The organism is Rahnella sp. 2050 (genome assembly GCF_040544515.1).
In the GTDB taxonomy this organism is placed as follows: Bacteria; Pseudomonadota; Gammaproteobacteria; order Enterobacterales; family Enterobacteriaceae; genus Rahnella; species Rahnella aceris.
Window position 1 is genome coordinate 477,271 of the sequence record NZ_JBEPKE010000003.1, and the last position, 16,574, is coordinate 493,844.

The 16,574-nt window shown below is 51.2% G+C and carries 18 protein-coding genes and 1 pseudogene; 10 read left to right on the plus strand and 9 right to left on the minus strand.

Annotated elements, in window-relative coordinates; all coding sequences use genetic code 11:
- Nucleotides 1-111: 111 nt before the first annotated feature.
- From ABIC79_RS15790 to ABIC79_RS15800, 3 genes are all read right to left on the minus strand, one after another.
- A complete protein-coding gene (locus ABIC79_RS15790; protein WP_013577897.1) occupies nucleotides 112-588 on the minus strand; it encodes a DUF2778 domain-containing protein in 477 nt (158 codons plus the stop codon).
- On the minus strand, nucleotides 585-1,067 hold the full coding sequence (locus tag ABIC79_RS15795) for an Hcp family type VI secretion system effector (protein ID WP_013577896.1): 483 nt from the start codon (nucleotides 1,065-1,067) through the stop codon (nucleotides 585-587). Before ABIC79_RS15795 ends, ABIC79_RS15790 begins: the two co-directional genes overlap by 4 nt.
- A 206-nt stretch (nucleotides 1,068-1,273) precedes the next feature.
- Entirely contained in the window at nucleotides 1,274-1,693 is a 420-nt protein-coding gene (locus ABIC79_RS15800) for a MarR family winged helix-turn-helix transcriptional regulator (protein WP_013577895.1), read from the minus strand.
- Between the two features lie 51 nt (nucleotides 1,694-1,744).
- On the opposite strand from ABIC79_RS15800, the pseudogene ABIC79_RS15805 reads away from it, so the two are divergent.
- The 5 genes and pseudogenes from ABIC79_RS15805 to msrA form a co-directional block, all read left to right on the plus strand.
- Nucleotides 1,745-1,842 (plus strand): annotated as a pseudogene (locus tag ABIC79_RS15805) (hypothetical protein); the annotation flags it as partial.
- Nucleotides 1,843-2,168: 326 nt separating this feature from the next.
- Complete coding sequence (locus tag ABIC79_RS15810) at nucleotides 2,169-3,548, plus strand: glycoside-pentoside-hexuronide (GPH):cation symporter (protein ID WP_014416564.1); 1,380 nt, start codon at nucleotides 2,169-2,171, stop codon at nucleotides 3,546-3,548.
- Nucleotides 3,545-5,584, plus strand: coding sequence for a glycoside hydrolase family 31 protein (locus ABIC79_RS15815; RefSeq protein WP_241917425.1), 2,040 nt, complete (start codon nucleotides 3,545-3,547; stop codon nucleotides 5,582-5,584). Before ABIC79_RS15810 ends, ABIC79_RS15815 begins: the two co-directional genes overlap by 4 nt.
- Nucleotides 5,585-5,824: 240 nt before the next feature.
- A complete protein-coding gene (msrB, locus tag ABIC79_RS15820) occupies nucleotides 5,825-6,331 on the plus strand; it encodes a peptide-methionine (R)-S-oxide reductase MsrB (RefSeq protein ID WP_013577892.1) in 507 nt (168 codons plus the stop codon).
- A gap of 18 nt (nucleotides 6,332-6,349) precedes the next feature.
- On the plus strand, nucleotides 6,350-7,078 hold the full coding sequence (msrA, locus tag ABIC79_RS15825) for a peptide-methionine (S)-S-oxide reductase MsrA (RefSeq protein ID WP_013577891.1): 729 nt from the start codon (nucleotides 6,350-6,352) through the stop codon (nucleotides 7,076-7,078).
- Between the two features lie 92 nt (nucleotides 7,079-7,170).
- On the opposite strand, the gene ABIC79_RS15830 is transcribed toward msrA, so the two are convergent.
- The 3 genes from ABIC79_RS15830 to ABIC79_RS15840 all read right to left on the minus strand — a co-directional run bounded on the left by ABIC79_RS15830 (nucleotide 7,171) and on the right by ABIC79_RS15840 (nucleotide 9,208).
- Nucleotides 7,171-7,737 (minus strand): YfaZ family outer membrane protein, encoded by a 567-nt coding sequence (locus tag ABIC79_RS15830; protein WP_013577890.1) that lies wholly within the window; start codon nucleotides 7,735-7,737, stop codon nucleotides 7,171-7,173.
- 200 nt (nucleotides 7,738-7,937) lie between these two features.
- Complete coding sequence (locus ABIC79_RS15835; RefSeq protein WP_014416560.1) at nucleotides 7,938-8,429, minus strand: FidL-like protein; 492 nt, start codon at nucleotides 8,427-8,429, stop codon at nucleotides 7,938-7,940.
- On the minus strand, nucleotides 8,426-9,208 hold the full coding sequence (locus tag ABIC79_RS15840; RefSeq protein ID WP_354567732.1) for a winged helix-turn-helix domain-containing protein: 783 nt from the start codon (nucleotides 9,206-9,208) through the stop codon (nucleotides 8,426-8,428). The genes ABIC79_RS15835 and ABIC79_RS15840 overlap by 4 nt, the downstream gene beginning before the upstream one ends.
- 275 nt (nucleotides 9,209-9,483) lie before the next feature.
- On the opposite strand from ABIC79_RS15840, the gene ABIC79_RS15845 reads away from it, so the two are divergent.
- Both ABIC79_RS15845 and ABIC79_RS15850 read left to right on the plus strand, forming a co-directional pair.
- Nucleotides 9,484-10,614: an HD-GYP domain-containing protein gene (locus ABIC79_RS15845; RefSeq protein ID WP_354567734.1), complete on the plus strand. Its 1,131-nt coding sequence runs from the start codon at nucleotides 9,484-9,486 to the stop codon at nucleotides 10,612-10,614.
- 69 nt (nucleotides 10,615-10,683) lie between these two features.
- Nucleotides 10,684-11,244: a YceI family protein gene (locus ABIC79_RS15850; RefSeq protein ID WP_121019827.1), complete on the plus strand. Its 561-nt coding sequence runs from the start codon at nucleotides 10,684-10,686 to the stop codon at nucleotides 11,242-11,244.
- A 185-nt stretch (nucleotides 11,245-11,429) separates the two neighbouring features.
- On the opposite strand, the gene ABIC79_RS15855 is transcribed toward ABIC79_RS15850, so the two are convergent.
- Both ABIC79_RS15855 and ABIC79_RS15860 read right to left on the minus strand, forming a co-directional pair.
- Nucleotides 11,430-12,461: a methionine synthase gene (locus ABIC79_RS15855; RefSeq protein ID WP_013577885.1), complete on the minus strand. Its 1,032-nt coding sequence runs from the start codon at nucleotides 12,459-12,461 to the stop codon at nucleotides 11,430-11,432.
- 31 nt (nucleotides 12,462-12,492) lie between these two features.
- A complete protein-coding gene (locus tag ABIC79_RS15860) occupies nucleotides 12,493-13,476 on the minus strand; it encodes a DUF1852 domain-containing protein (RefSeq protein ID WP_112151513.1) in 984 nt (327 codons plus the stop codon).
- Nucleotides 13,477-13,740: 264 nt separating this feature from the next.
- Between ABIC79_RS15860 and ABIC79_RS15865 the strand changes: the two genes are divergently transcribed.
- The 3 genes from ABIC79_RS15865 to ABIC79_RS15875 are packed head-to-tail and all read left to right on the plus strand — an operon-like array spanning nucleotide 13,741 to nucleotide 15,168.
- On the plus strand, nucleotides 13,741-14,076 hold the full coding sequence (locus tag ABIC79_RS15865; RefSeq protein WP_013577883.1) for an antibiotic biosynthesis monooxygenase family protein: 336 nt from the start codon (nucleotides 13,741-13,743) through the stop codon (nucleotides 14,074-14,076).
- The gene (locus ABIC79_RS15870; RefSeq protein WP_013577882.1) at nucleotides 14,069-14,461 is read left to right on the plus strand and encodes an amino acid-binding protein; all 393 of its coding nucleotides are present in this window, start codon (nucleotides 14,069-14,071) and stop codon (nucleotides 14,459-14,461) included. Before ABIC79_RS15865 ends, ABIC79_RS15870 begins: the two co-directional genes overlap by 8 nt.
- The gene (locus ABIC79_RS15875; protein WP_354567738.1) at nucleotides 14,458-15,168 is read left to right on the plus strand and encodes an ArsR/SmtB family transcription factor; all 711 of its coding nucleotides are present in this window, start codon (nucleotides 14,458-14,460) and stop codon (nucleotides 15,166-15,168) included. The genes ABIC79_RS15870 and ABIC79_RS15875 overlap by 4 nt, the downstream gene beginning before the upstream one ends.
- Nucleotides 15,169-15,215: 47 nt before the next feature.
- On the opposite strand, the gene ABIC79_RS15880 is transcribed toward ABIC79_RS15875, so the two are convergent.
- Nucleotides 15,216-16,421 carry an MFS transporter gene (locus ABIC79_RS15880; protein WP_112197588.1) on the minus strand — a complete coding sequence of 402 codons (1,206 nt, stop codon included), beginning with the start codon at nucleotides 16,419-16,421 and terminating at the stop codon, nucleotides 15,216-15,218.
- Nucleotides 16,422-16,574 lie beyond the last annotated feature (153 nt).

Below are 16,574 nucleotides of genomic sequence, written 5' to 3' on the forward strand. Positions count from 1 at the left end.
TCAAAAGTGAGTACGCGATATTTTCGGGTATTAAGGCGAAAATGGTGACGAGTATTACGACAAAAGACGCCGAGCCAGCCATCCAGATCAGAATATATTGGTATGGTTTCATTAGTACACCTGCACTGTGCCAAACGCTTTCATTGTTGGGCTAACCATCGTGGTTGGTGTCTTGAGTAATGCTTCTCGAAGGATATCGAAGTGTGACTTACTGGTAAATGTTATGCAGCCGTTACTTGTCCCCTGATATCCAGCCGGATGTAATCTGAAATTTCCACGTTCGACATCCTCAATGAAAGTCGTGTCATCAATCAAGCTATCATCGCGAAATAATGCAAACCACGCTGCATGATCTGAACCGCTGACAATTGACTTAAGCCAATCACGCTGCTTGTACATTAAACCCCCCACAGGGCGGGATACGATGTAGTACCTGCCTGGTGGTAGTGGTCCTATGTTTTTGACCGCTGTCTGTTCAGGATCGTTGCGCTGTGCGGGATTGCCTGAGTATGCAGGGAAAAAACCAATTCCCGGGCAACTTAGCGTTGATATACCCGCTCCGTTTAACCGAAACGTGCACTTGATCATCTGTCATTCCACGCATCTGAAAAAATGATATTCCCATCGCAATGTTTCCACGTGATCCGCTCGTAACGCAGTGAAATTGACTCAAGATGGTTATGTTTATCAGTGGCAGGGTTTTTGCAATCATGCATTAGCGGGCAAACAGAAACGACCTTTACATTTTCCATCAGCATATTGAAATATTCAGCTTCCTGACCAGCATCGTTGATCCTGTACCACCTTATCTCCGCAGATTTTAAGGTTTGGCCTTTTGCGACGGCCTTGTAAAGGTAGGGCGATGAGCTATCGAATTCTTTTTCAAAAGTCAGCGCGGAATGTACACGAGTACCGGTGATCTTGCCTGTGTTGTTGTCAGTAGGTAAAAACAAGCCGTGCCCAAATCCTTGAACCTCGATACTCCCCTCACGCCCATTCACATCGACAGATCCTTTGATGTCAGCGCCGCCGTCATCTTTAAGCCATAGGTAAGCGGGTATTGCCATTTTGATAAGTCCCTTTTGAGATTGAGGGTATAAGTTATGCCCATCAATCGCCGAAAACAATTAGCGAATATCGTAATAAGTTGATTTTCAGAGGTTTATTATCAGTGAGCGTTCACCTGGGCAAGGCGCTGAATATCGATTAATGACTGGAATTATGGAACGAAGTGGGCCTTCACCTCATCAAGCCGCAAGGCTTTACGGCAAAGTTATACTGAATCCTCTGTCATAGACTTCAGCAGGCGCACCAGATGCTGTTGATCGTCTGGAGAAAGTCTTGCCAGAAATTCAGTATCTACCTGCTGACCGACGGGCTGGGTTTTCGCGAGAACCGTTTTCCCCTCCGCCGTCAGCGTAATAAAACGCCGGCGTTTATCTGCCGGATCGGCTTCACGGACCAGCAACCCGCGCGTTTCAAGGCGCGCCAGCATTTCCGCCAGTGTCGCTTTGCTGCTGACGGCGACATCCGTGAGCAGCACCTGCTCAATGCCGGGATTTTCAGCGACAGAGCGCAACACCGCATATTGCGGTTTGGTCAGTTCCGGGATGCACTGCTGCCATCTCGCGGTGTGTTGCTGGAAAACCTTGCGCATTAAGTGAAAGGCTTCCTGTCTCAATTCTGTGCTCATCATCACTTCCCGAATTTCTTATTGGTCTGCCTCTATCTTAGCAATCTCTGAAGCGCGAACGCCACCGGCCGTATCGGCGAAGGCGCCCCGCGCTGTATTTCGATAATGTGGAAGGATTTACTGATGCGCGCATTGCGCTCAATACACTTTAAAGTCAAAACCGTGGGTTGCCACCCACACTGGCCTCAAGGGGCGCCTATCGCCGCACCCCTTGAGGCCAGTGTGGGCGGCTAGCCCACGACCTTGACCTTGAAGCCTGTGTGGGTGGCAACCCACGGTCCTGACTCAAAGGCCAGGTCAAAGGACTGCAAGATCCTTTCCCCTCCTCATGTTACCGGTATCACACAAATCAAAAATCATAAGAAATTTATAACATCTCGTAATTGTGACTCGCTTTTAACCATTCTATAACAAGTCCTCGGGCCACGGACGGACTGACTTTTTTGTGTTTAACCTACAAAAGGCAGGACGAAAAATGACTGCGAAGTTATCCGTAAAAGAAAAAGTGAGTTACGGTCTGGGGGATATGGCGAGCCATATTGGTCTGGATAATGTGATTATATTTTTGACGTTTTATTACACCGATGTTGTGGGATTACCGGCAGTCTTTGTCGGGACAATGTTTCTTGTTGCACGCGTCGCTGATGCGATTGTGGATCCGGCGATGGGGCTGATCGCTGACCGGACACAAACCCGGTTTGGTAAATTCCGGCCTTATATTCTCTGGCTGGCGTTACCTTTCGGGGCAAGCTGTTTACTGGTTTACGCGGTGCCGGAATCTCTGACGCTGGGCGGTAAAATGGTGTACGCCAGCGTCACTTATTGCGTGATGATGCTGATGTACACCGCCATTAACATTCCCTATTGCTCGATGGGCGCGATCATTACGCCGGATAATACCCAGCGTATTTCCCTGCAATCCTATCGGTTCTTCCTCGCTACGCTCGGCGGCGCGATGTCCACATTCCTGATGATGCCGCTGGCGGAAATGATGGGCGGTGGCAATAAACTCGACGGCTATTTTGGCGCGATGGCGATCATGGCGTCGATTGCCGTGGTGATGTTCCTGCTGTGTTTTCTCAATACGAAAGAACGTATCAGCGCGCCGCCGACACATGAGAATTTTCTCTCCGATTTACGTGACTTAGTGCGTAACGATCAGTGGCGGGTGGTGGCAGCGCTGATCTTCTTCAACATCTCCTTCGGCGTGGTGCGTCTCGGCGCAATGATGTATTACGTCACTTATTATCTCGGCAATGCCAGCTACTTTATGTGGCTGCTGGCGGCACACATTGTCGGCAAAAGTCTCGGCAGTCTGCTGGTTAAACCGCTGACCCGCAACCGCAGTAAACTCGCGGCCTTCACACTGTGCGCCATTCTGACCGGTGCGCTGAGCGCGGCGATTTTCTTCGTTCCGGCGTGGATTTCCCTGCTGGTGGGCATGACCTTGCTGGTCTCCACCTTCTATCAGGTCACCACCACGCTGATGTGGGTGATGATGTCTGATGTGGTGGATTACGGCGAATACAAACAGGGCAAACGCATGGATGGCACCGTGTTTTCCACCTTGCTGGCGATCCTCAAAATGGGGATGGCGGTGAGCGGGGCGGTGGTCGGCTGGACGCTGGGCATGAGCGGTTACGTGCCGCATGCCGCACAGCAGAATACTGTCGCGATGCTGTCGATTATCGCGCTGTTCTCGCTGGTGCCTGGCGTGCTGTCAATGTTCAGCGCGCTGTCGATGCGCTGGTACAAGCTTAATGACGCCACCATGAAACAAATCAATCAGTCAAAAATTTCCCGGGAACATGAGCCTGAACCTCAGGCCACCTTGCATACACAGGAGTCCGCATGAGCGAATTAATCGCCGAAAAGAACCGTATCCTCTGGCATTTTGATCAGCAAACGCTGGTGATTGAACCCTGGGGCGAGAACAGCCTGCGCGTGCGCGCCACCTGCCGTCCTGAACTCAATGATTCGTTGTGGGCGCTGCTGCCCGCGGACACTCAGCCACAAGCAGACATCAGTCACAGCACAGAAACCCTGACGCTGCGCAACGGCAACATCACCGCGACGGTGAATATCAAAGGGCAACTGGCGTTTTATAACCTGCGTGGTGAACTGATCCTCGAAGAGTACTGGCGTCAGCGTTCGACTGTGGGCATTGGCGCAACGGAAAAGAGTCAGGATAAATACATCAGTGCACTGAAGATGGATGCCCGCGAATTTAAAGCCATTCCCGGTGGCAAGCATCAATTAACCGTGCGTTTTGAATCGCGTCCGGACGAGAAAATTTATGGCATGGGGCAGTACCAGCAGAGCTGTCTGGATCTGAAAGGCTGCACGCTGGAACTGGCGCAGCGTAACTCGCAGGCCAGCGTACCCTTTATGCTTTCAAGCCTGGGTTACGGCATGTTGTGGAACAATCCGGCGATTGGCGAAGCGACATTCGGCAAAAACATTACCCGCTGGGAAGCGCAGGTCACGGAGCAGATGGATTACTGGATCACCGCCGGAGACACGCCCGCTGACATCCTGCATCAGTATGGCCGCGCGACCGGCACTGCGCCGCAAATGCCGGAATACGCGACCGGTTTCTGGCAGTGCAAACTGCGCTACCGTACGCAGCAGGAAGTGCTGGAGGTGGCGCGTGAATACAGGCGGCGCAATTTGCCGGTTTCGGTGATTGTCATCGACTTCTTCCACTGGCCGAATCAGGGCACCTGGTGTTTTGACCCCGTGGACTGGCCGGAACCGAAAGCCATGGTCGCGGAGCTTAAATCGCTGGGCATCGAAACTATGGTGTCGGTCTGGCCGACGGTAGACAGCCGCACCGACAATTATAAGGAAATGAAATCCAAAGGTTATCTGGTCAATACCGATCGCGGTGTGTCGGTGAATCTGGATTTTCTCGGCAACTGTACCTTCTTTGATGCCACACATCCCGGCGCGCGTCAGTTTGTCTGGGATAAGGTGAAGCAGAACTATTACGATCTGGGCATCCGCACCTTCTGGCTGGACGAAGCCGAGCCGGAATACCGCGCTTATGATTTTGATAACTATCGCTATCATCTCGGGCCGGTGCTGGAAGTGGGCAACATCTATCCGCAAAAATTCGCGCAAGGTTTTCACGACGGTTTACAGCAGGAAGGTGAGCACGAGATCGTGAATCTGGTGCGTTGCGCCTGGGCAGGCAGCCAGCGTTACGGCGTGCTGGCGTGGTCGGGCGACATCCATTCTTCCTTCCACGCGCTGCGTAATCAGATTGCCGCCGGTCTGAATATGGGGCTGGCGGGCATTCCCTGGTGGACGACGGATATCGGCGGTTTCCAGGGGGGGAATGTGAATGATCCGGCGTTTCATGAGTTGCTGATCCGCTGGTTCCAGTGGGGCGTATTCTGTCCGGTGATGCGTTTACATGGCTACCGCGAACCGCAAATCCAGCCGTCAGAACCGTGGCGTGACGGCATTGCGCAATGCAACAGCGGCGCACCCAATGAAGTCTGGAGTTACGGCGAAGAGAATTACCAGCTGATGAAAAGCGGGTTATTCCTGCGCGAAAAACTGCGCCCTTACATCAGCCGCGTGATGCAGGAAGCGCATGAAAATGGCGATCCGGCGATGCGCACTATGTTCTATCAGTATCCGGGTCAGGCTGAAAGCTGGCAGGTGGAAGATCAGTACATGCTTGGCGCAGACATTCTGGTCGCGCCGGTGTTGTATGCCGGTCAGCGCGAGCGGGAAGTGTGGTTACCGGCGGGGGAGATTTGGGTGGGGCTGAATGGGGAACGGTATCAGGGAGGAGAGGTTATAGTGGCTTCCGCGCCACTGGACGGGATACCGGTGTTTGTGCGGGAGGGGGCAGACGTGAAAGGAGAACTTGGTATTTGACCTGCTCCTCCCCCTGCGAAGGGGGAGGCGGGGAGGGGGTTTAGCAGACAACCCCCATCTTCGTATACACTCTGACCTTAGTTTTTGACCTTAATACCCCACCCCAACCCTCCCCTTCGCAGGGGAGGGAGTTAAAACAATCCCCCCATTTATCACAAAACCGTTAACTCTCCGCGAGGATTCCGTAATCCCTCCCCTTGTAATCTGATGCCATCGACAGCAACCGGATCGGTGGCAAAAATGATTAACAGACGTAATTTCCTGCTGGGCAGTGGCGCGGTATCTGCCGCGGCCATGATGGGGCTGGTCCCGTCACTGTTTTCCCGCAATGCCGGCGCGCAGGTAAAACCTGCGAAATTCGAAATCATGCTGACGGATGCCCAGTGGCATCAGCGCCTCAGCGATGATCAGTACCGTATTTTGCGCGAAGCAGGCACCGAACGTCCTTATTCCAGTCCGTTAAACAACGAACATCGTGCGGGCGAGTTTGCCTGCGCAGGCTGCAACCTTGCTCTTTTCTCTTCAGCGACCAAATTCGACAGCCATACCGGCTGGCCGAGTTTCTGGCAACCTCTTGCCGATGCGGCGCAAACCAGCCGGGACACCTCGCTGGGTATGGTGCGCGATGAAGTGCATTGCCGCCGGTGTGGCGGCCATCTGGGACATGTGTTTGATGACGGTCCGCAGCCGACCGGTCTGCGTTATTGCATGAACGGGCTGGCCATGACGTTCACCCCTCAAGCTTAATCTGTCAGGAAATTGACTATGAAAATTGCATCGAAAAACCGGCGTAACTTTCGCCACTACAGCCTGATCGCCGGGCTGATGCTGGCGTCTGCGTTCGTGTTCGAAAATAATGCCTGGTCATGGGGCGGGGGCGCTGAACCGGCGGTCGTGATCCCGGCACCGGCAAAAGATGAGCCAGCAGGCACTGCACACAGCGAAACCGCGCTGTTTGCCGGTGGCTGTTTCTGGGGGATTCAGGGGGTGTTTCAGCATGTAAAAGGCGTGACCAGCGCGGTGTCCGGTTATGCTGGCGGTGTGGCGCAAACGGCCAGTTACGAGCAGGTCAGTACCGGCGAGACCGGTCATGCGGAATCGGTGAAAGTGACCTTCGACCCGACACAAGTAACGTATGGCGAACTGTTGCACATCTTCTTCTCGGTAGGGCATAACCCGACAGAGTTAAACCGTCAGGGGCCGGATACCGGCAGTCAGTACCGGTCAGCAGTCTTTCCTATGAACGCTGCGCAGGCGGAAGTGGCGAACGCGTACATTGCCCAGCTTAATGCCAGCCACAGTTACAGCGAACCGCTGGTCACCAAAGTTGAAAGCAATGCACACTTTTATCCGGCTGAGGCTTATCACCAGAACTTTTTAAACGATAACCCGGACTATCCGTATATTGTGGTGAACGATCTGCCGAAGATTAAAGATTTGAAGCAGTATTTTCCGGCAGAATATCGTGAACAGCCGGTACTGGTGAAACAATAACGGATCTATTTTTTCAGTCCTGAAAAATAACAGGAGAGTGCACATTCCGGGTCAATGCAATATGCACTCTTTGCAGCACATTAAACGTTAAATCAGAAATCCATCTCTGCGCCTAAATACGCACCATCAATAATGCGTTCATTAGGATTTCCCGCAGTGCCGTCAAGGCCAACATAGCGGTAACCGGCTTTCACTTTTAATGGCGCGACCGGGATCCAGCTAAATCCGGCATCGGCTTCGGAATAAGATTTTACACGATTGCTTAATGCATCAGGTGCTGCATAACCCTCTGCATAAAATGCCAGACTGTCGGTGAAGGGGACGGTAATACCGCCGCCGACGGGAAATGCCACGCCTTCATTATCAGAAGTAGAACCCTGCATATAAAGCGCTTTCGCGCCCAGATTAATCATTGCCGGGCCTGCCGGAATATTAAAACCGGTGCTCACGCCACCAATCTGGCGGCCATTTTGAGTGTTCTTCGCCCAGTTACCCTCGACATAAAGACCGGATGTCTGACGGCCCATACCGGCGTTCAGTTCAGTGAAATTTGTGCCCGCTTTTGCACCCAGTTCAACAGCCTGAGTCTGGCCAGAGAAAGCCATAAATACCGCAATGGCACTGCCAGCGACAGTCAGTTTGATTGTGTTAGTACGCATTTGTTTACCTATTTTTTAAGTGATCGGCGCTGAGCAGTCTTTGCCACTCTGCCGCCAGACGGATACCCCGTCAGTGAGTGGCTATAAAACACTCTTCCGGCCATCGTCATCAATTTATATGTCAGATTGCAACATAAATAGGTTTTTATTCTTAATTTTACTTTTATTAAAGATGAATAACCTGAAGAATGCGGGCGTGTTCAGTACGCGACACAAACAAATTGCGGGGAATAGGTACTGCTTACTACATACGCCTGGTCCCGTATCTTCTTAACACCAATGTTGAGTGAGGCATTATCGCCCGTGTTTTCCAGCCACATCTGGTCGAAATCAGTATCTGGCGTGTTATCCAAAGGTGACGGCGTCACTTTGTCAATGGTGAAATGATAGGTTTTATTATCCACTTTGACACCATGACTGAGATAGACGGTACGCTCAAGATAGGTACTGGCTTTGGCCGACTTTACATAGCCTTCGTACTGAATAATACCTTTGTCTTTATCGTAAAATTGCAGGCTTTCAACAATAGAAAAAACCAGTTGCCCCTGCTCAATATCCATATTCACTTTGCCGAAGGCTTTACATTTTAAGGTGGGAATATCTTTGGATGGCCATAAATAAAGAACGGTTGCTGCGATGACGCAAACAGTTGCGACGGTGGCATAGAACCACTTCTTTTTAATCATGATCATGGTTTGATCCACTTATAGTGATAGAAGTTATCACACGAAATAATCTCATTATTATTACCGCGGGTGCATAAGGACAGCAGTGTTCGGGCGTTGTTTTGAGATGAATAGGATAATTCACTGTTATAAATGAGCACGTTGGTTTTATTGCACGTCAGGTTATTGGTTTTTAGTGTGTGACTGACCCGTTCCAGCACCGCAGTTTTGGCATCGTCCGAAATATCTTTAAGGAAAATAATATCGCAGCCGGTGTCGGGCTGTTTTATTTCGGTCATTCCGTTGGTGGCGTCGTCGTATTTCCACGCGCCGAAAGACAGGCTAACCAGAACCAGCAGGCAGAGCAGAATAAAAAGAGCACGCCGTGCAGGTTTAACCGGAGCAGAAATTGAATCGGGTGTTTGCATTCTGAGCGGAGACGGAGAGGCCGGTACCCGCCCGGCAGGCGGTGGCGCTTCAAGGCGTTGCACACTGACCGCCGGATTCAGTTTAAAACCGACTTTGGGGAGGGTAATAATGAGTTCGTGGCATTCAAACAGCGCCAGATTGCGGCGGACAATACTGACGTACTGGTTAAGATTATTGCCGGAAGCATGCAGGCCGTGCTTGTCCCAGACTGTTTCCAGCAGATATTCCCGCGTCAGATCACGCCCTTCTGATGAAAGAAATTCTTCCAGCAACCGTGCGGCCGGGAGTGTCAGTTTGATCACGTCCTGGCTGGCAGGATAGTGCAATGTACCATCGTCTGAGTTGAATTCTATTTCGTTATCAATGAGATACTTCATCTGATCCTGACAGTAATAAGTAAAGCCACATCAAACCCGTTCGGATTTACACACCGCTAAGATTAATATTATACAGTCTACATTCCGCGATCAGAATCTGTGAAAGGTATAGGTAAAAACTTCAGCCAGCATAGGGAAAAAAGCCAATTATTATATCTGTCAAAGATACCATTAAGGAATAAAAACCTATATATACCCACTTTGGGCAATTAAATTGTCTGTCATCCTGAAATCCGGTTTCCTTCTCGCATTGTTGAATGAGTGGGAGTGGTTACGTGGACGTTACCTTTACGGATTTTCTTATCGGATTTTCTTCTGCGCTGGACTTGTTAAGCCCTGAAAACGGACATCGTGGTGTGCGGCGTGCTTATATCGTGATGAATATTGCCCGTCAGCGCCAGTTCAGTCTGTTGGCACAACAGCGGTTGTTCATTGCTGCACTTTTACGTGATATCAGCAGGGGGGCACATGCTCCGCACGATTGCGCCAGCCAACTTGCGGATATCCCGTTACTGGCCGACAGCGCGGGTCTGATCGTCGCAAGAGGCCGGCAGCATTCAGAAAACCGCCTGCTGGATCTGGCCGATAATCTGGATTTACTGGCATTGCATGAATTTCCACGCGGTCATTATCCGGTGCGCGCGGTCGAAACCCTGTGTGATTCCATCGGATCCCGTTACCTGCTCGACGACATGCTGGCGTTACGCGAGCTTGGACTGGAAAAGGAATTCTGGGCGGAATTCGCCTCTGCCACGCTTATCAGTACAGCCGCGTCCTTTTCACCCTTTGCTGACCGTGTGTTAAGTGACAATGAAATGACGCAACTGTCTGCCCTGCTGGCTGTCGTCATTGACCTGCATTGCCGTTCAGCCGCACAACATTCTGTTGTGGTGGCAGGTATCGCCGCCAGGCTTGCGCAAATGTACGGGTTTTCTAAAAAAGGTGTCGCGCGGATCCGCGTCGCCGGTTTGCTGCATGATTTAGGTAAACTGGTTGTCCCCGCCGCCTTGCTCACCAAAGCGCAGCCTCTGACGGATTTCGAACGCCGCCAGATCCATATACACCCGCAGTTCACCTGGAAAATTCTTTCGCGGATTGCCGGCATGCAGGACATCGCCCGGATGGCCAGCTTTCATCATGAACGGCCGGACGGCAAGGGATATCCCTTCCATCTGCGCGGTGCACAGCTCGATCTCGGGCCGCGCATTATTTCGGTCGCCGACTGCTATGCCGCGCTGCGTGAAGCCCGTTGTTACAAACCGGCATATTCGCCGGAAAAAAGCCTCATCATAATGCAGGAGACCGCAGCGCGCGGTGGGCTCGACCCTGAAGTGGTGGAAGCGCTCCGTTCGGATTTGATGGGGGCGGGGCAGGATATGCTCAGTGCATCACTGCTTTTGCCTTAATACTGATTTCAACCGAATAGAAACAACAGCTGAAACGTTTACTCAGAGTCAACCTCTGGAGAACCCCTCATGCTGCGAGCGTTTTTATTTATTTTATCAATGGGTTATGCATCTTTATCTTTCTCCGGCACCCCGGAGCATTATGTTATCAACGCAGATCGCACAACCATTACGTTGTCGTGGGTCATGCTCAGCACACATCCCTCGCAGGCGAATTTATCGCAGGTATCCGGCGATGCTTTTTTAGATCATCAGCAAAACATGCAGAATCATATAGATGTCAGAATTCCGGTTTCCTCGCTGGAGGCTTCGAACCTGCTGCTGACGCATCAGTTAAAGAGCAGTATGTTCTTTGATGAAAACCGTTATCCCTGGGTCACGTTCACCAGTCAAAAAGTCACGCAGTCGGGAAATGGGCAATTTAAGATTTTTGGCATGCTGACTATCAAAAATATCCAAAGACCGGTTGTGCTGGATGCTGTTATGAATGACGCCAGCGCGAAGTCCCTGATTCTGCACGCACACACGGCGATTTCCCGCTCTGCTTTCGCGATGGACAGTCTGCTGTCGTTGGTCGGTGACACGATTAACATCGATATTGATATTGCCGCGCAGCCTTATAAGGCATAACGCGGCTACGCGCTTTATCGGAATAGTTTCGTCCGTGACAGGGGTAAAAAAGCGCACGGGCAAAACAACAAACAGGCGTAAAACGGGGCTGCTTACACCTCAGGCGGGTTTCCGGATAGTTGGCGATCGAAATGATCGCGCAACCCAGACAAAATTCTTTTTAAGTGATCGGCTATTTGGCGACGTTATTTAGCCAGCAGTTCTTTGCGGACAATTTCTGCGCCTGCACTTAATGCATCCAGCTTGCCTCTGGCGACGCCACGGGGTAAAGGAATCATGCCGCAGTTGGTGCAAGGATAGAGTTTATCGGCGTCTACAAACTGCAGGGCTTTCCGCAGCGTTGCGGCGACTTCTTCCGGGGTTTCAATGGTATTGGTCGCCACGTCTATGGCACCCACCATCACCTTTTTACCGCGGATAAGCTCCATCAGTTCCATCGGAACATGCGAGTGATGACATTCCAGTGAAATGATATCGATATTAGATTTTTGCAGTTTGGGGAAAATCTCTTCGTATTGTCTCCACTCTGTGCCCAGCGTTTTTTTCCAGTCGGTATTGGCTTTGATGCCATAGCCGTAGCAAATGTGCACAGCCGTTTCACATTTCAGCCCTTCGATGGCTCTTTCTAACGTGGCAATGCCCCAGTCATTCACTTCATCAAAGAACACGTTAAAGGCCGGTTCGTCAAACTGGATGATATCGACGCCAGCAGCCTCTAATTCTTTGGCTTCTTCATTGAGAATTTTGGCAAATTCCCAGGCGAGTTTCTCGCGACTTTTATAGTGGTTGTCATAAAGCGTATCGATCATCGTCATCGGCCCAGGAAGAGCCCATTTGATCGGTTGTGTAGTTTGCTGGCGCAAAAACTTCGCATCTTCAACAAAAACGGCCTTTTTGCGACTCACCGGGCCAACAACTGTCGGCACACTCGCTTCATAGCGATTACGGATCTTAACCGTCTCACGTTTCTCGAAATCAACGCCCTCGAGATGCTCAATAAAGGTCGTGACAAAATGCTGACGCGTTTGCTCGCCGTCACTGACAATATCGATACCTGCCTGCTGTTGATCTTCCAGACACAAACGCAGGGCATCTTTTTTGCCGTCAATTAATTCCTGATCTTGCAATTTCCACGGGGACCAGAGCACCTCAGGTTGTGCCAGCCACGAAGGTTTAGGCAAACTGCCCGCAGTCGATGTCGGTAATAATTTTTTCATACACAGGTGACCTTATATTTTTTATGGTTAATCAGAGAGCGGAATGGGCAGACCATTGTTCAAGAACAGTTTGGTAAGGTTTGATGAAGCATTCTTCAGTAAACTTCCCCTGCTCAATAGCCAGATGGCTACGTTCTTCCCGGTCATAAACAATACGGGTTAAAGAATAATCCTGGTAATTCAGGCTGGGTTGATATTGCAATCCTGCCGCAGAATTAGCATTGTAAATCTCAGGGCGATAAATCTTCTGAAAAGTCTCCATCGTGCTGATGGTGCTGATAAGCTCAAGATTAGTGTAATCACTGAGCAAATCGCCAGAAAAATAAAATGCCAGAGGCGCAACGCTGTTTTCAGGCATAAAATACCGCGCCCGTAATCCCATTTTTGCGAAATATTCATCAGTCAGGGAGAGTTCATCCTGCTGATATTCAACGCCTAATACAGGGTGTTTATTTCCCGTGCGATAGTAAGTGTTTTTACTTGAAACACTCAGGCAGATAACCGGTGTTTTAGTAAAATTATCTTTGTAAGTCTCTGATTTTAAAAATTGTTTGAATATATTCCCATGTAATTCGCCAAAATTATCCGGCAGGCTAAATTCAGGTTGATCCTTATTATGCTCTGGCAGTAAAACGCTAAAGTCATAATCACGCACATAGGAGGAAAAGTTATTTCCTAAAATGCCTGCAATGCGTTGGTGGGTTTTTTTATCAACGATAGTTGTTTTCAGTATTTCAATCACCGGGAAGCTGTCGGCCTTGCCTTCAGCATCAATATTCAACTGAGCAGTAATAATATCGAGTTCGACACAATACCGGTCTTTATTAGGATTATCCCAGTTCGCCAGGGAATTGAAGCGATTATCGATCATCACTAAGGTGTTGCGCAGGTTTTCCTGGCGTTTTTCACCCCTTGCCAGATTGGCAAAATTGGTGGTAATACGCGTATTTTCCGAGGGGTTATAATTCTCGTCGAAACGGATGCTTTTAAGGGTAAATGTCAGTTTTTTATTCATTGTTATCAGGTGTCCCGGCTGCTGAAAAATCTACGTTATTTCAGTCGTTTTCGTATTTTTAAGAGTGAATCGCGATGACTCTTTTATGCCTGAGTCATTGAGTGAAAAAAAGTGATTTAAATTCACTGAACATGAGACAAATTCATGATCATGCCTCCCCGGATGCCGTTCCTGCCCGCAGGGAACAGACACACTTCGGTGTTGACCGAAGCATCTGATTTTTGCCGGTAATAAGCTGAACGAAATTCATGAGGGAGCAGAACGATGATCGCAGTACTTTTTGAGGCAGATGCAGTACCCGAAGCGCGTGAGCGGTACCTTGAACTGGCGGCAGAACTGAAACCATTGTTATCGGACACGCCGGGATTTATTTCCATTGAGAGATTCCAGAGCCTGACCACGCCCGGAAAAATCCTTTCATTATCATGGTGGGAAGATGAAGAGTCGGTGGCAGGGTGGAAACAGAATCTGATGCATCTGGCCGCGCAGAAAGAGGGTAAACAGTCGATTTTTTCATTCTACAGAATACGCGTTGCCCGTGTATTTCGTGACTATTCTTCCGACAAGTCTTCCGGTAAAGGAGCGCATCAGCATGTATGACATTCACGTGATCCTCGACCATTCACCCGGTTCGCTGGCCTCCCTTGGCCGTATTCTGGGCATGAACGGTGTGGGGCTGGAGGGCGGCGGCGTATTTTCCACGGCAGAAGCGGGGCATGCGCATTTCCTGATAGAAGACGGTGAAAAAGCCCGTCAGGTTCTGACTGATGCTGGCTTTGACGTGAGAAAGCTGTCACGCCCGCTGATAAGAAAACTACCCCAGAAACAGCCGGGCGAGCTGGGCGAAATCGCCCAGACACTCGCCCGGAATGGCATTAACATTCTGGTACAGTACAGCGACCACGATAACCGGCTTATTCTGCTGACGGATGACGATATCCGCGCGGCTGAAGTCACTCAACAATGGGCGATACCTTCTGCATGAATTTTCTTCAAACCGAATACGACAGTGAGCCGGATGAGTCTCTTGAAAAATCCATGTCACTGGTGGCTTCAGCAATATCTGACCCATCAAGGGTCAGTATTTTGTGTGCCCTGATGGACGGACGCGCGTGGACCGCGACTGAACTCAGTGCGGTGGCGGGCATCGCCGCCTCCACAACCAGCGGTCATCTTACCCGGCTGCTCAGCAACGGGCTGGTGATTTGCCTGACGCAGGGGCGCCACCGGTATTACAGCCTGGCTGGCCACCATATCGCCGGATTGCTGGAAAACCTGATGGGGGTTTCCATGCATAACCACAAAACTTTTGCGTCGCGGACGCCGGTCGTTCTGCGTTATGCACGAACTTGTTATGACCATCTGGCCGGAGAGCTGGCGGTAAAAATCTACGATTTTCTGCTGCAGGAAAACTGGCTTGAAGCGGACGGTTACGCGCTGACTCCGGCCGGGAAAGCCCATTTTCAACGTCTGGGCGCGGTGCTCAATCCGCGCCCGCGCCGCAAGGCTTGCTGCCCTTGCCTTGACTGGAGCGAAAGACGCTTCCATCTGGGAGGCGATGCGGGGCAGGCATTAATGACGCTTTTTCTGCAAAAAACGTGGATATCCCGCACGCAGGGTTATCGTGAAGTGAGCGTCACCGACAGCGGCAGAATTGCCCTGAGCCGCCTGTTCGGTTTGAATCTGGCCTGATTCTGCAGGCTATGTTTACGCTTGCTTCGCCCCGCGTGACCGACGACTTAGCTTGTCTCCATACAAGACTGTGTTGAAAGTAACGGGGCATATCGCCACCAGATCAGCAGCCCCGTCAGGGCGATAACGCTCAGAACGCTGAACGCCGTAGCGAACGAATAATGCCCTGCAATCATACCCGTCAGGGCCGGGCTCATGGCCGCGCCGACGCCCTGCATCAGCATCACCACGCTTTGGCCCGCGTTGACATGACCGTTTCCGCGCAGCAGCACCACAATAAAGCTCGGCACTACCACGCCCAGTACGCCAGCCGCGAAACCATCAAGTATTTGCACCGGCACCATCATTAAAGGGGCGGCAGAACTCGCCGCCAGCGCCGCCCGGACGGGCATGATCAGCAGCGCCAGCATAATCAGGCGCCAGTAGCCGACTCTGTCGATGCGCCCGGCGGTCCAGATTGCTACCGGGATCATCACCATCTGAGAAATAATCACGGTTGCGGCAGCGTACAGGCCGGGATTGACGGAGCCGGGCGCTGCCGCGATTCTCATGCTGAGCATCGGTAACAGCGCCGCATTGGCCAGATGAAACAGCAGCAGTGTCAGACCGGTGATCAGCAGCGGTTTATTTTGGGCCAGCACCGAGAAATCGGGGACCTGAGCGGATGCGCCAGACTCCAGCCCTCGCGCGGCATCATCGTCTATATCGCTGCGGCGAATGCCCGTCAGTGCGATGAGCGTTAATAACATCGTGCAGGTCATGAGAATGAAAATACCGCCGATGCCCCAGTACCAGGCGATCCCTCCGGCAATCAGCGCGGTGATAAAATTCCCGGCATGGTTAAACGCCTCATTTTTACCCATCTGCGCGCTAAAGCCTTTTTGCCCGGTCAGACCCAGCGTGATCCCGGTGATCAGCGGACCGACAAACGCAGCACATATTCCGCTCACGATCTGCGAAAACGCCACCACGGCATTTGCCTGACTGAGCCAGAGCAGCAGCGTCGTGCCGGTGATCAGCACGCAGAGCAGCGCCAGAATCAGCCGCTTGTTTTTCGATGCATCAGTCATGAAGCCCGCAGGGAGCGTTGCCAGCAACCCTGCCACGCCGCCAGCGGTCATCAGCAAGCCGATATCATCGGGCTGCCAGTGGCGTTGTGTCAGAAAGATCCCCAGAAAGGGCCCAAGCCCGTCACGAACATCCGCAATAAAAAAACTGGTTAAACACAGTGCCTGCAATGAACGAATCGACATTTTTTACCCTTCAGCGTTATTAACCAGCTTTATACGCGATGAAGTATAAACAGGATTTTTCTATCAGGGATGACAGGAATGTTAAAACTCATGACGCGGTTTGCAGGGTTGCAACCCCTCCCCGACACCCGAAGGGTATTAAGGAGGGGCTGT